Origin of the sequence: Limosilactobacillus urinaemulieris, from assembly GCF_014838745.1 — a bacterium.
Classification (GTDB): domain Bacteria; phylum Bacillota; class Bacilli; order Lactobacillales; family Lactobacillaceae; genus Limosilactobacillus; species Limosilactobacillus urinaemulieris.
This window is the reverse complement of record NZ_JABUXR010000013.1, coordinates 13,684-28,455: the sequence shown is the minus strand read 5'-3', so window position 1 is coordinate 28,455 and position 14,772 is coordinate 13,684. Positions and strand designations below refer to the sequence as shown.

Sequence of the window (14,772 nt, the reverse complement as noted above, 5' to 3'; positions counted from 1 at the left end):
TTAAATAGGGGATGAATTATTTATGAAGAAGATTGTTGTACTAGGTGCGGGATACGCGGGCCTAAAAACTGTTGTCCTCCTTCAAAAGAAGCTGAAGGGTGAGGGACGAATTGTCTTAGTTGATCGAAATACCTATCACTACGAAGCAACTGACCTCCATGAAGTAGCTGCGGGGAATTTACCACCCGCAAAGATTTCATATCAAGTTAGTGACTTGATTAATTCTAAGGTAACAACCTTTATTCAGGATGAAGTTGTTAAGATTAATGCTGACGACAAAACCGTTGAACTGGCTCACCGTGAACAACCGCTTGATTACGATTACTGTGTTGTTAGTCTTGGGTTTACTTCTGAAACGTTCGGCATTGAAGGGGCAAAGGAAAATGCGCTCCAAATGACTAATGTCAAGGAAGCTCTTGAAATTCACAGTCACATTATTGATAAGATGAAGGATTACAAGATTACCAAGAATCCTGATGACTTGAAGATTATCGTTTGTGGTGCCGGATTTACTGGAATTGAATTAGCGGGTGCACTAGTTGATGCTCGTCCACGCTATGCCCAAATTGCTGGAGTAAAGCCTGAAGATATCCAAATCTCATTGATTGAAGCTTCAGAACGTCTTTTACCAATGTTTAACCAGGATCTTGCTAATTACGGTGTTAACTTGGTAAAGAAGCTTGGGGTTCACCTTTACACAAGCTGCTTGATTTCGCGGATTAAGCCAAGTACTGTAATTTATCAGCATGGTCGTGGCAATGGTGATGAATCAATGACTGCTGGTACGATCATTTGGACAACCGGTGTTAGTGGAAGTCCAGTAATGGCTGAGTCTGGCTTTAATGAACGCCGTGGCCGGGTTGTTGTTACTGATCACTTAAATGATCCAGATCATGAGGATCTTTACATTATTGGAGATGTGGCAGCGGTTATGGCTCCGGGTTCACCTCGTCCTTACCCAACCACAGCTCAATTGGCACTTTCAATGGCTGATTATGTTGCTGATGATATTGCCGATCGGGTAAGAAAAGGCGAACGGCTAAGCGAACCATACTCATACAAGTCACTTGGTACCGTTGCTTCAGTCGGTAATACGCGTGCCTTTGGTGTTGCGATGGGCCATGAAGTTAAGGGATACATTGGTTCGTTTATGAAGAAAATGATTGCTAACCGTTCACTCTTAGAAGTGGGAGGATTGAAGGAACTCCTTGCTAAGGGACGCTTTGATTTGTATCACTAGAATAGGGTGTTAGACGGAACTAGCTTGCTAGTTCGTTTTCAAACCTAAAATTAGTCATCGTAAACCCCCATAGTTGGAATTTTTTGTTTAACTATGGGGGTTTACTTCAGAGCACTGAGGCTTACTTGCTGATTAAATTATGTTAAGATGTGGTATTAAGTTGCTAAGGGATTTAAGCTAATTAAGTAGAAAGGATAGGAAATGATTGAATCATATGTTGAAGCGCTGAATTTTATTCATGGACGGACAAAATTCAAAAAGATTCCAACGTTAGACCGGATGAGACTGTTCCTTGAGAGATTGGGAAACCCGCAGAAGGGATTGAAGTATGTCCATGTTACGGGAACGAATGGTAAGGGTTCAACCGTTGCAATGTTAAGATCGATGTTAATGGCGGCAGGGTTAAATGTTGGGAGTTTTACTTCTCCCTTTATTACTCGCTTTAACGAACGAATAGCACTGAATGCTCAACCAATTAGCGATGAGGATTTAACAAGATTAGCCCGTAAAGTGGAACCGGTTGTCCAGCAGTTAGATCAGGGATTACCAACCGGTGGGCCAACTGAGTTTGAGATTGATACCGCAATTATGTTTTGCTATTTTGCGGAAAAGCAACCGGATTTGGTTCTTCTCGAGGTCGGTATTGGCGGTCTATATGATTCAACAAACGTCATTACGCCGCTTGTAAGTGTGATCACCACTGTAAGTTGGGATCACATGAAATATCTTGGTGATACTTTAGCTAAAATTGCTCATCAAAAGGCCGGAATTATTAAGAGGGGAGTTCCCGTGGTTATCGGTCAGCTTCCTCCATCGGCACTTCAAGTAATTATGAAAGAAGCAATCGAAAAAAATGCTAAAGTTTATGAACTAGGTAAGGACTTTTCAGCACAAAAAATTAATCAAAATGCCATTAAAGCAGAGATTATATATGATGGCGGTCAATTGCACCATTTTCGAAGTACTCTCGGACTAGCTGGTGACTATCAAGTTGAGAATGCTGCAATTGCAATTACAACGCTACAAATAGTTCTAACGAAACTTGGGATTCCGGTAATTATTGCCGACTTAAAGAAGGGGTTGGCAATGACCCAGTGGCCTGGTCGGATGGAAACCGTGATTGATGAGCCGCTAGTATTATTGGATGGGGCGCATAACCTTCCAGGAATGCAGGCATTAGTTAAAACAATTCGCGATGATTTTAGCGATCGTGAAGTATACGTCCTTGTTGCTATTTTAGCTGATAAACAATATGAGCTAATGCTTGGTGAGTTGGCTAGTTTGGGGAATGTACATTTGATGGTTACTAATTTTGCCGGCCCTGGACCTAAACGACCAAGTGCTAATCTAACTACCACAATTGGTGAATTTAAGACGAAGCACCCAATTCAAGTTGCGGAAAATTGGCAAACTGGATTCGTTAAATTATCTCAAGGATTAACAGCGGATGATGTAATGATCATTACTGGCTCGCTCTATTTTGTTTCTGAAGTTAGAAAAAATTTAAAATAAAATAATGCAAAACTCCTTTTATTTCGTTATGGATATATAGAACGGAAAAAAGGAGTTTTTATTTATGTTTACACCAGAATCAACCCAATACTTACAGCTCGTTGGCAGAATTTTAATTGATGGTAGTGAAGAAGCAAATGTGCTATTTCGGCAGTTTATTAGTCAGTACCCAACACCAATTTCAATCAAAAATATGACGAACGCTGAAAAAGACGAACTGCTTGAAGAAGATGAACGAATGGAGATCCTTCTTGCAGCAATTGAGCTTGGAATAATGGTAGTGCGGAGTCAGGCACCATTGCTTGGTCACGCTTATTCTAGCCAATTATTAAGTACTGAGATGATGGATCGGTTAAGCGGGGAAAATCAGGAAAGTCTCTATTTGGTAGGCACGGATGTTCATAATGATATTATTGATATTAAAAAATGTTTGTCGGCGGGTTGAGTGAATGCAGTGTTTACCCTGACCGAGTTTTCCGCCGGGCATTGTTACAATCTGTAAATGGAATTGCAGTTGTTCATAACCATCCCTCTGGGAATGTTGAACCGTCCTCAGCTGATATTGCGATGATTAAACGGTTAGAAAAAGGCAGTCGGATCTTAGGAATAACGTTCCTTGATTTTCTTATTGTCGGTCGGAGTAGTTATTATAGTTGGCGTGAAAACCAGGCATTTCACAAAAACGAGGAAGAAAAAAGTTAAAGAAAACGTTAATTTATCAAAGAATAAGCCATTTATGGCGATTTATTGTGTATATTAAGGTTCGTATATGGCTTTTTGCTATGGTATAATATGCTCAATATTAGATTAAAAAATAATTTACTAAAATGAAGGGAAGAAGCAGATTGCTAGGAATCGGAACCAAAAATATTGGCATCGACCTCGGAACGGCAAACACGATTGTGTATGTTGAAGGCAAAGGAATTGTATTACGCGAACCATCAGTTGTTGCTCGTAATACTAAGACCAATGAAGTTATCTCTGTAGGTAAAGATGCTCGAGATATGATCGGTCGAACCCCAGGTAGTATTACAGCTATTCGGCCAATGAAGGATGGGGTTATTGCTGATTATGATACGACTGTTGCCATGATGAAGTATTACATTGAAAAGGCTCTTGGTAACTCTAATGGTAAGCCATACGTAATGGTATGTGTTCCAAGCGGAATTACTGAGGTTGAAAAGCGGGCTGTGATTGACGCTACTCGTGTTGCAGGAGCACGTGATGCTTACGTTATTGAAGAACCATTTGCAGCTGCTATTGGTGCTGGTCTTCCAGTTATGGATCCAACAGGAAGCATGGTTGTTGATATTGGTGGTGGAACTACCGATGTTGCTACTATTTCATTAGGTGGCATTGTTTCTAGTCGTTCAATTCGGATGGCTGGGGATGAAATGAATGATGCAATTGCACAATATGTTCGTCAAAACATGAACCTGCTGATTGGTGAACGAACTGCCGAAAAGATTAAATGGGATATTGGTTCTGCTTCTACAGATGCAGCTGCTGAAATGGGTTCAACAGAAGTTCGGGGACGGGATCTTGTTACCGGATTACCAAAGACAATGGAAGTTTCTGCAAAAGATGTTTCCGTTGCTTTGCAGGATGTTGTTGACTCAATCATTGATGCAATTAAAGGGACTCTAGAAGAAACATCTCCAGAAATAGCTGCTGATGTGATTGATCACGGAATCGTCCTCACCGGTGGTGGTGCGTTATTAAAGCACTTACCTGACGTAATTGCCGATGCTACTAAGGTTCCCGTATTTATTGCAAATGATCCGCTTGACTGTGTTGCAACTGGGACAGGTGAATCATTAAAGAGTATCGATGTAATGAAGAAAAAGTAATAAGTAACGGGATGGGGCTGGTCGCAAAACGATTTGTTTTGTCCAGTCCTTTCTTATTAGCTAGTAAAGAAATGCTGGAGGAATAAAATGCGCAAGTTTTTTTCCAATCGACGGCTTGTTATTCTTGTGCTAATTTTAATTGCGTGTTTCGGTTTAATGGCCGGTTCTGTCTCAATGCGCAATCGTCGGAATACGCCCCCATTGATCCAACAATTTGGTAATGATATCGTTGGCTTTGTAGATAGAGTCGTTGCTATTCCGGTAAATGCCGTTCAGAGTGGTTTTAGTTCTGTAGGGCAATTGATGAATACATATTCTGAAAACCGGGAATTAAAGCAACAGGTAACTGAATTAGCACAAACAAAGGTCCGTGATCAGACCTTAGCAAAGGAAAATAAAGAACTAAAGCAAGAATTAAAGCTTAATAAGTCTTTGACTGATTACAATACAATTACGGCTTCTGTAATGATGAGAACACCATCATCATGGCAGAAACAATTGGTAATTAATAAGGGACAATCTAATGGAATTAAGAAAAATATGCCAGTAATGAGTGGTAGTGGTTTGATTGGCCGAATTAGTGAGGTTAACAAGACTAATAGTAAGGTTGAACTATTAAGCAATACTGGTGAATCTGCCAATCGGTTTGCCGTAACGATTGATGGAACTAATGGCCGAACCGTTAACGGAATTATTACCGGTTACGATGCTTCAACTGATGAGCTAATTATGGGACAAGTTAGTTCTAAGGCTAAGTTGAAGAAGGGAACTAAGGTAATGACGAGTGGTATGGGTGGAGTAACACCGAAGGGCCTTTATGTTGGTCGCGTAACTCGTGTAGGGAAAGACGACTACGGATTAGCCCAAAAGGTATATATTAAGCCCGCTGCTGATATGAATGACGTTAATATTGTGACCGTTGCCGAACCGGCTTAATCGAGGTGGTTGAATGTATAGATTATCGAGATTAAGATACATTTTTCCGTTAGGATTGTTTATATCATTGTTCTTAGATGGTTCACTAAGTAACGTCTGGGCAAAGTTGTTTTTTAGCTATCCATATTCAATGATGAGTGAGTTGGTGCTGCTTTGGTTGGTTCTCTCGTATTATTTTGAAGAAGATATTGAAATTCCGTTAATTCCTTTTGCTGCACTTGCGGGGATCATATTTGATGTCTACTTTACGGGAATTTTAGGATTAGATATTTTCCTTTTTCCGTTAATCGTTGAACTTACTAAAGTTCTCTCGAGATATTTTAGCCAGTCATTTTTAACGATTATTATGATATTCTTTATTGATATTGTCGCCTTTGTAACGTTAACGTACTGGGCATATTCGTTAGTAGGGATCACGCATATGAATATTGGTGACTACCTTGTGTACACCCTTGCACCAACCTTAGCGCTTAATTTGGTTTACTTTGTAATCCTTTATTGGCCAATTCAGGCAATTTATACTTGGGCTTTAACAGAAAAAAGATCTTAAAAAGGATTGACAAAGTGAATTATCAAGTGTAGGATACATGACAATATCAAAAAACGAAGAACAGACTAGTAAAGAATTAACTTATCCTTTAGAGAGTTCACGGTGGTGGGATGTGAATGGGTTAGTGTTCTTGAATCACATCTGCAAGTTGATCCGTTGAAGTAAGTAGGTGGATCCGGGGAAGCCCGTTACAGCGCGGAGTTTAATTAATGAACTTACTGAGGTTGCTTTTGTGAGAAAGTAACAACATGAGGTGGAACCGCGTAAAACGCCCTCATAGTCATATTTGACTATGAGGGCGTTTTTCTCTTTCCGAATAATTAGACTCACGAGGTAATTACTGTGAGGTAATTATAAAATGAGGTGGGACCACGACTTGTTCGTCCTCTTAAACTAATGCTAGTTTAAGAGGATTTTTTTGGTTAACGTTTTTCGCAATTCAAGGAGGTTTTAAAATGTCACTCAATTATGTTTCACAAATCTTGCCTTCACTTATTCAAGGGGCTGGATTAACGCTACAAATCTTTTTTTGGACACTAATTATTTCAATCCCCTTAGGAATCATTGTAAGTTTGGGGCTAACATCAAAGGTTAAGCCACTTAAATGGGTTTTAGAAATTTATGTTTGGCTAATGCGGGGAACACCGTTACTTCTGCAATTAATTTTTGTCTTTTATGGGCTGCCAATTATTGGGGTTGTTTTTCAACGATACGATGCGGCTTTAGTTGCATTTATTCTTAATTACGCTGCTTACTTTGCGGAAATATTCCGTGGTGGTTTTCAATCTGTTAGCGTTGGTCAGTATGAAGCTGCCAAAGTGTTACGGTTAAATTACTGGCAAACCGTCCGGAAGATTATTATTCCCCAAGTTGTTAAAATCGTTATCCCATCAATTGGAAATGAAGTCATTAACCTGGTAAAAGATTCTTCCTTAGTTTATGTTATCGGTCTTGGTGACCTCTTACGTGCGGGGAATGTGGCAACTTCACGGGATGTTACTCTTGTCCCGTTGCTCCTAGTTGGTTTAATTTACCTAATTCTTGTTGGAATTTGTACGTTGGTATTACGGCAAGTCGAAAAGAGGTACTCATATTTTAAGTAAGGAGGAGTAGTCAATGTTAGAAGTTAAAAATTTAAAGAAAAGCTTCGGCGATCGGGTAATTCTTGATAATGTTAACCTTACCGTTAAGGACGATGAGATTCTTTGTATTGTTGGTCCTTCTGGTGCTGGGAAAACGACTTTGCTGCGTTGCATTACTGGCTTAGATACTCCTGATAGTGGTGAATTCTTGATGGATGGCAAACCATTCGATCCTCAAGGAACAGGTGCTTCAGATCGGGTAATTGGGGTTGTCTTTCAAGATTTTAACCTTTTCCCGAACCTTTCAGTAATGGAGAATATTACCCTTGCGCCAACGATGGTACTTAAACAATCAAAAGATGAGGCAGTAAAAAAAGCTCAGGGGTTATTAGCTGAATTAGGGTTGTCAACAAAAGGAAACCTTTATCCTTGGCAATTATCTGGTGGACAAAAGCAACGGGTAGCAATTGCGCGAGCCTTAGCAATGAAGCCTAAAATTCTTTGTTATGATGAACCAACGTCAGCTCTTGACCCGAACCTTCGTCAAGATGTTGCTAACATTATTCTTTCGTTAAAGAAGGGTGGAGTAACCCAGTTAGTAGTTACTCACGATTTGGACTTTGCTGAAGAAATTGCTGACGATTTACTGAAGGTTAATCCGCTTGATCAAAGCCGAGACTAAGAATGAGAGGTGCTTGCGATGCGTAAAATTAAATATTGGCTGGTGCTTCTAGCTTTAATTACGCCCGTCATTATTCTTAGTGGTTGTGAGAGTGTTACCCAACGTGCGGATACTCAAGATACCTGGAACCGAATTGAACGCAGAAAGCGGGTTGTTATCGGTCTAGATGATAGCTTTGTTCCGATGGGTTTTCGGCAAAAAAACGGAAAGTTAGTTGGGTATGATGTTGACTTGGCACGGGCCGTTTTTAAGCAGTACGGGATTAAGGCTGATTTTCAACCAATTGATTGGTCAATGAAGGAAACGGAATTGAAAAATGGGACAATTGATTTGCTCTGGAATGGGTATTCAATTAACCCTAGTCGACGGAAAAAAGTTGCTTTCAGTCGGCCATATTTGAAGAACGAACAGATTCTTGTTACCAAAAAGGCGTCTAATATTTTAAACTTTGCTGATATGAAGGGAAAATCATTAGGGGTTCAGAATGGTTCAACTGGACTTACCGCATTGGACGAGCGGCCTAAGGTTCTTAAGGACTTAATTAAAAACCAGAAACCAGTCCTCTATGATACTTTCCCGGACGCATTTATTGACTTAAATGCAAACCGGATTCAGGGAATTTTGATGGATCAGGTATATGCCGATTATTATATTAAACACCAAAAAAATAGTGCGTCATACAGGACCTATTCTAGTAAAGAACTTCCTGTTGAGTATTATGCCGTGGGAATGCGGAAGGGTGACAAGACTCTGCGCCACAAAATTAATGCTGGACTGGGTAAGTTACAGAAGAATGGTGAGTTAAGAAAAATTAACCAGAAGTGGTTTGGCACTAATAGTAACTACCTTGGTGCGGATTAAAAAATTATCTGTGACATATTTAAACCATAAAAGTGGTCTTTGGTATTTAACGATTAAATGCTAGGGACCACATCTTTTTTAAAATTAAATTATCGGCAAAGTTTGTAATTTAGAGCCTGATAAAGTATTATTATTCAGTATGATTTAGTTCGATCTATAATTTTAATTGCATTGGGGAAGGGAGATATATCAGTGGATTATCGTCTTGCTAAGGGTGTCGATTTGCATGTTATTCTGACAAAGCAGTTTAAGATGACCCATATCTTGATTGACTTTGCGACACCACAGACAACTACGAATGCCACAGCAAGGAACCTCCTTGCTAACCTATTAGAAACAAGTACTCATCTTTATCCGACACAAACAGCGCTTGCACGTCAGATGGCAAAATTGTATGGAGCATTTGTTTCGCTTGGTGTTGGTCGGGTAGGCCAGTTGCATACCGTTCGACTGCGATCAAGTTTTATTAATAATCAGTTGGCACAGAATAATTTATTTGCACAGGTAACTGAGTTAATTAATCAGGTACTATTCCACCCATTAATTGATGATGGTGAATTTGATAGCCCAACATTTCGTCTGCAGGTAAATAACCTTGCTAGTTCAATTAAGGCGCTATATGATGACAAACAATTTTATGCTAATCAGCAATTATTAAAGCTTTATTATTCTCCTGATTCTGTGATGAGGACGCCAAGCTTTGGTAAAATTATGGATCTTGATTACTGTACGCCAGCAAGTCTTGTTCAAACATATGAAAAGATGATTAATCAGGATAAAATTGATATTTTTGTTTTGGGAAATGTTGATCCTGAAAACGTGTATTCAGCAATTTATCAATTACCATTTGCTGACCGAAATCCACAACTTCCCGACCAACCATTCTACTTTCAACAAGTTCATGAAGATATAGTTAGTCAAGAAGAGCAGCAACATGTTAGTCAGGCTAAACTAGACCTTGGTTATCACCTGCCGATTTATTACCGTGATCCGCTGTATCCAGCTGCTCTCGTTTTCAATGGTCTCTTTGGTGGGACACCTTATTCAAAACTATTTACTAATGTTCGTGAAAAGGCAGGATTAGCATATTACGCTTCAAGTCGCCTGGCACCATTCTCTGGATTAGTTAACGTGCAGACCGGGATCCAGTCAACTGATTACCAGACCGCTTTAACAATGATCCAGGAACAGGTAACCGAACTCCAAACCGGAAACTTTACTGGAGACTTAATGCGTGAAGTTCAGGATGCATTAGTTAATCAGCATTATGCTGGTTTCGATCTTGCAAATAACATTTTAGAACATCACTTGGTTAACCAATTACTTTCATTAGGGGAACAAACAGACTTTGCAAATCAAATCAACCGGGTGACAAAGAATGATGTGATGAAAGTTGCATCAATGATCAAGCTACAGGCAAGTTATTTATTGAGTGGTGAAAAATAAAACTATATGAATAAAGAAGTTTATGACGAATTCAACCAACCGGTTTACCGGCAACAGCTAGCAACCGGCTTATCTTTGCAGATGATTCCAATGAGTGGTTATCATAAAACTTATGCAATTTTTACTACTAATTTTGGCTCAATTGATAATCATTTTGTTCCGTACGGCAAAAAAGACGCAATTCAGGTTCCAGACGGGATCGCGCATTTCTTAGAACATAAAATGTTTGAAAAGGCTGATCATGATGCCTTTGACTTATTTGGGAAACTTGGCGCTGATTCAAACGCCTTTACGAGCTTCACTCAAACTAGTTACCTCTTTTCCACTACCGATCATGTTCGGGAAAGTCTGAATGTCCTGCTCGATTTTGTCCAGGAACCGTACTTTACAGAACAAACGGTAAAGAAAGAACAGGGAATTATTGGTCAAGAGATAAAAATGTATGAGGATGACGCTTCCTGGCGGTTATATCTTGGAATCTTAGGTAACCTTTATCCTAATGATCCCATGCACATTGATATTGCAGGAACTGTTGATAGTATTAGTAAAATTACTCCCGAGTACTTAATGGAAACTTATCGGACCTTCTATCAACCAAGTAATATGAACCTAGTATTGGCAGGAAAGTTGGATCCAGATGAGGCTGTTGAGTGGGTAACTGATAATCAAAGTCGTCGGCAATTCTTACCTGCAATAACACCAGAGCGGGTATTTAACCTTAATGATCCATCTGCTCACGATGTTATTCCGTTTCGGTCCCTAACGATGGATGTGGCTAGACCAAAAGTCATTGTTGGGTTGCGCGGAATTGAGATGCCTGAAAGTGGTCGAGAACGATTACATTATAAATTAGCAATTGATTTGTTACTTGATGTTCTTTTTGATGATACTTCGGACAATTATTTACGGTTATACAACAATGAGGTTCTTGACGATTCATTTGCTTATAATTTAGAAATGCAACGGGATTTTTACTTTGCATATTTCAGTTCTGACACCGATCAAATGGAACGATTTGCGGACGAAGTGATTGCTATTTTAGAAAGTGCGGATCAGCAAATTGATGCCGCGAGAACACGCTTTAATGAAATCAAGAATGCGGAGATTGGCCGTTTAACTGGCTTATTGGATTCACCAGAGGCTGTTGCAAACCATTATGGAGGAAGTTTCTTTGATGGTGCTAACCTGATGGATGAGATTAGGGAATTACGATCAATTGATTTGAATGACCTTTATGATGTTGCCAAGCGCTTCATTGTTTCACAGGGAATTTCTGTATTCCAAATCATTCCCCAGCACCGTTAATTCAAGACTTTCTTAATAATTAATAGCGGGATGCCATGCTATAATTAGCAGGTAGGATTAAAATTCAGAGATGGAGATATCACAATGAGTGAAAACGATAATGAACAACAAATCCAAATTGGAAAGAAGCTACGCGATGCTCGACAAGCTAAGGGCTATACGTTAGATGATTTACAACAGTTAACGAAGATTCAGAAACGATACTTAATTGCAATTGAGGACGAAAAATTTGATGAGTTGCCAGGCGACTTTTACGTTCGGGCATTTATTAAGCAGTATGCAGATACGGTGGGCCTTGATGGCAATGAGTTATTAAAAGAGTTTAACGAACAATTACCTAAGGCGAAGACAGAGGAATATTCCGATCATATTAGTCAGGCAGTTGAAACACGGGCAAATCGGCGGAAAACCGTTAGTCAAGGAGTTAGTAAAGTTCGCCAATACATGCCAACTATTATTATTGCGTGTGTAATCGTGATTGTTTTAGCTGCAATTTGGGTAACTGCGATTGTTCGTGGCCACCAGGATTCTTCAACCAAGATTGATAATAGCTCCGTTTCGGTTTCAGGTGAAAGCCGAAAGAAGAGTAGCAGTTCTGTAAAGAAGAGCTCCACTAAGACGAAGAAGAGTACAGCTATTAAATTAACAGAAGCTAGCCGGAATAATAATAGCGTTACTTACAATGCCGCTTCATTAAAGAAGGATGCTAAGTTACAAATCAAGACAAGTGGTCGGGCATGGAACAGTGTTACTACCGATGGCACTAGTGCTTTAAGTCGGACAATGGACGCTAATTCAACGGCTGATGTAACTATTAAGCGAACTACTAATACCGTTGTTATTACGGTTGGTAATGCTTCAGCTACTGCCTTAAGACTTGGTAACAAGAAGATTAACTTTACGGATAATGGTCGCTACAATAATACTCGAACAGTAACGATTCACTTTGGTAACTCATCAAGTTCATCCGTGTCAAGCAGCGGTTCTTCTAGTCGAACCACTAGCGGTCAGCAGACTACTACGCAGACGACGAGAACAAACCAAACCAATCAAACGACAACTAATGCGCCCAGGACTACTACAAATCAAGGTCAGAACCGGACGCAAACACAACAGTCACAAACTAACCAAACGCAATCACGCTAATGGTTATGAGGAGGAAGCAATTTGAATTTACCTAATAAACTAACCGTTGTGCGGTTAATCATTATTCCCTTTTTCTTGCTATTAATGGTTCTGCCATTACAATCGTGGGGAGCAGTCAGCTTCTGGGGAGCAACGATTCCTGTTTCACAATTCATTGCTGCAATTTTGTTTATCGCAGCAACATTGACTGATAATTTAGACGGTCGAATTGCACGGAAACATCACTTGGTAACTAATTTTGGGAAGTTTACTGATCCGCTAGCAGATAAATTACTGGTAATGACGGCATTTATTGTTTTGACTGGTAATCAGATTGTTCCTGCCTGGGTAACATCAATTATTATCTGGCGAGAATTATCAGTTACCGGGTTGCGCCTCTTATTAGTAGAGCAAGACGGTGTTGTTCTGGCCGCTAAAATGCCAGGGAAAATTAAAACAACTACTCAGTTTATTGCAATTATCTTTTTACTTCTTAATAACGTGATTTTTGCAATTTGGGGAATTCCATTTGGTCAAATTATGCTATATATTTGCCTATTCTTTACCATTTATTCTGGGGTTGACTACTTTATTCAGGGACGAGATGTCTTTTCAGACGGCTTTAAATAACTATTAGCTTTATATATCCGAAACGGCGACTTTGCTTAGCTTTGAGTGAAGTCGTTTTTGTTTTGATAAAACCAGTTATTGATATTTTTGAAAAAAATGTTCATTTATATTTTGAAATATGTTAAAATCGGTCTGTACCTTTTTCTTGAAAGGGATTTCATATTAAGGAGATGTAGTTATGCTTTCATTTTTAAAACCAGCTCCTGATGCTAAAACTAAGGTTCCGAAGGATAAAATTTCAACCGTTTATAAGTGGCGTCAAGTTGGTGTTTTATTGTCAATCTGTATTGGTTACATTGGCTATTATGTTATTCGTCTTATTTTTACAACCGAACAGAACGACATTATGAAGCAATATGGATTTACCACAGCTGATATCGGGATGGTTCTTTCATGTTTTGGTATTGGTTATGGTATTTCTAAGCTATTCATGGGAGCACTCAGTGATAAGAGTAATCCAAACCACTACCTGGCAACTGGATTGATTATTTCAGCAATTTTGAACTTCGGGTTAGGGGCTACAAAGAACCTCTATGTAATGATGTTCTTAATGCTTGTAATGTCAGTTGCTCAAGGGATGGGTGCCGCTGCATGTCAACGGATTGTTCAACTTTGGTGGGGGAAGAAGCACCGTGGAGCCATTTACTCCATTTGGTCCTCTGCCCACAACGCTGGTGCCTTTGTCTGTGTTGCCGTTGTCCAATTAGCAACTTTCATGTTTTCTGGCTCAATCCCAGCTGTGTTCTACACGGCATCAGTTGTTTCACTGATTATTGCTGCCTTCGTATTGATTTGTGGTGCTGATCGGCCAACAACTGTAGGTTTGCCAAGCATTTCTCAATATACTGGTGATGAAGTGGTCCTTGAAAACGGTAAGGCTTCTTCATCAGAATTGACAAATTTAACCTTGCCACAAATCTTTGTAAAGTACATTTTAACTAACAAGGTAGTTTGGGCGATCACGTTAACTTCAATGTCTCTTTACCTGGTTCGTTACGGGGTTATGAGTTGGATTCCTAGTTTCCTTGTTCAATCTAAGGGCTTTAGTCCATCATTTGCTAAGTGGTTAGTTGGGATCTTTGAATTAGCAGCTGTTCCTGGTGTTATTATCATGGGTGCCATTTCTGACTTCTTGAAAGATCGGCGGGCAATTGTTTGTATCGCTTGCGTTATCTTACTTTTCATTTGCCTGACTACTTACTTCTTTAGTACAAGTCATGCCTTAATTGTTACTGTCCTTTTCATTATGGGAACCTTAATTTATGCACCATTAACATTGGTTGGTTTAATGGTTAATGAAGCTGTTCCGAAGTTTGCTGTTGGATCATCAACAGGATTCATGGGCTTCTTCCAGTACATTTTTGGTGAAACCTTAGCAACTGCCTTAATCGGGGTCTTAGTATCCAAGTATGGTTGGTTAGCAAGTAACATTGTCCTCTATTCAGCCGCAACGCTTGCCCTCTTGTTGTTAATCTATATTATGTTTAACGAAAACCGTGTGGCTAAGCTTGCTAAAGAGGAAAATATTAAGGAATAAGCACTAAGCTGTTTTT

Annotated in this window: 15 protein-coding genes and 1 other annotated feature; all 15 genes read left to right on the top strand. The window is 39.5% G+C overall.

What is annotated here, in order from left to right:
* Positions 1 to 22: 22 nt before the first annotated feature.
* The gene (locus tag HUK45_RS07050) at positions 23 to 1,240 is read left to right on the top strand and encodes an NAD(P)/FAD-dependent oxidoreductase (RefSeq protein WP_191911736.1); all 1,218 of its coding nucleotides are present in this window, start codon (positions 23 to 25) and stop codon (positions 1,238 to 1,240) included.
* Between the two features lie 201 nt (positions 1,241 to 1,441).
* Positions 1,442 to 2,752: a bifunctional folylpolyglutamate synthase/dihydrofolate synthase gene (locus HUK45_RS07045; protein ID WP_191911735.1), complete on the top strand. Its 1,311-nt coding sequence runs from the start codon at positions 1,442 to 1,444 to the stop codon at positions 2,750 to 2,752.
* A gap of 64 nt (positions 2,753 to 2,816) precedes the next feature.
* Positions 2,817 to 3,197 carry a hypothetical protein gene (locus HUK45_RS07040; protein ID WP_191911734.1) on the top strand — a complete coding sequence of 127 codons (381 nt, stop codon included), beginning with the start codon at positions 2,817 to 2,819 and terminating at the stop codon, positions 3,195 to 3,197.
* Positions 3,194 to 3,454: a JAB domain-containing protein gene (locus HUK45_RS07035; RefSeq protein WP_191911733.1), complete on the top strand. Its 261-nt coding sequence runs from the start codon at positions 3,194 to 3,196 to the stop codon at positions 3,452 to 3,454. Before HUK45_RS07040 ends, HUK45_RS07035 begins: the two co-directional genes overlap by 4 nt.
* A 143-nt stretch (positions 3,455 to 3,597) precedes the next feature.
* Positions 3,598 to 4,602 carry a rod shape-determining protein gene (locus HUK45_RS07030; RefSeq protein ID WP_148444673.1) on the top strand — a complete coding sequence of 335 codons (1,005 nt, stop codon included), beginning with the start codon at positions 3,598 to 3,600 and terminating at the stop codon, positions 4,600 to 4,602.
* A gap of 87 nt (positions 4,603 to 4,689) precedes the next feature.
* Entirely contained in the window at positions 4,690 to 5,538 is an 849-nt protein-coding gene (gene mreC, locus HUK45_RS07025) for a rod shape-determining protein MreC (RefSeq protein WP_191911732.1), read from the top strand.
* A gap of 13 nt (positions 5,539 to 5,551) precedes the next feature.
* Positions 5,552 to 6,088 carry a rod shape-determining protein MreD gene (gene mreD / locus HUK45_RS07020; protein ID WP_191911731.1) on the top strand — a complete coding sequence of 179 codons (537 nt, stop codon included), beginning with the start codon at positions 5,552 to 5,554 and terminating at the stop codon, positions 6,086 to 6,088.
* A 47-nt stretch (positions 6,089 to 6,135) separates the two neighbouring features.
* Positions 6,136 to 6,367: a binding site (T-box leader), on the top strand.
* 176 nt (positions 6,368 to 6,543) lie between these two features.
* A complete protein-coding gene (locus HUK45_RS07015; protein ID WP_191911730.1) occupies positions 6,544 to 7,191 on the top strand; it encodes an amino acid ABC transporter permease in 648 nt (215 codons plus the stop codon).
* Between the two features lie 13 nt (positions 7,192 to 7,204).
* Positions 7,205 to 7,852, top strand: coding sequence for an amino acid ABC transporter ATP-binding protein (locus HUK45_RS07010; protein WP_191911729.1), 648 nt, complete (start codon positions 7,205 to 7,207; stop codon positions 7,850 to 7,852).
* An 18-nt stretch (positions 7,853 to 7,870) separates the two neighbouring features.
* The gene (locus HUK45_RS07005; protein ID WP_191911728.1) at positions 7,871 to 8,713 is read left to right on the top strand and encodes an amino acid ABC transporter substrate-binding protein; all 843 of its coding nucleotides are present in this window, start codon (positions 7,871 to 7,873) and stop codon (positions 8,711 to 8,713) included.
* Between the two features lie 192 nt (positions 8,714 to 8,905).
* Positions 8,906 to 10,159, top strand: coding sequence for an EF-P 5-aminopentanol modification-associated protein YfmF (yfmF, locus tag HUK45_RS07000; RefSeq protein WP_191911727.1), 1,254 nt, complete (start codon positions 8,906 to 8,908; stop codon positions 10,157 to 10,159).
* A 6-nt stretch (positions 10,160 to 10,165) separates the two neighbouring features.
* Complete coding sequence (gene yfmH / locus HUK45_RS06995) at positions 10,166 to 11,464, top strand: EF-P 5-aminopentanol modification-associated protein YfmH (RefSeq protein WP_191911726.1); 1,299 nt, start codon at positions 10,166 to 10,168, stop codon at positions 11,462 to 11,464.
* Positions 11,465 to 11,548: 84 nt separating this feature from the next.
* Positions 11,549 to 12,610, top strand: a complete 1,062-nt coding sequence (locus HUK45_RS06990) for a helix-turn-helix domain-containing protein (RefSeq protein ID WP_191911725.1) — start codon at positions 11,549 to 11,551, stop codon at positions 12,608 to 12,610.
* A gap of 21 nt (positions 12,611 to 12,631) precedes the next feature.
* Positions 12,632 to 13,219, top strand: coding sequence for a CDP-diacylglycerol--glycerol-3-phosphate 3-phosphatidyltransferase (gene pgsA, locus HUK45_RS06985; protein ID WP_191911724.1), 588 nt, complete (start codon positions 12,632 to 12,634; stop codon positions 13,217 to 13,219).
* A 178-nt stretch (positions 13,220 to 13,397) separates the two neighbouring features.
* Positions 13,398 to 14,756 carry an MFS transporter gene (locus tag HUK45_RS06980; RefSeq protein WP_191911723.1) on the top strand — a complete coding sequence of 453 codons (1,359 nt, stop codon included), beginning with the start codon at positions 13,398 to 13,400 and terminating at the stop codon, positions 14,754 to 14,756.
* Positions 14,757 to 14,772 lie beyond the last annotated feature (16 nt).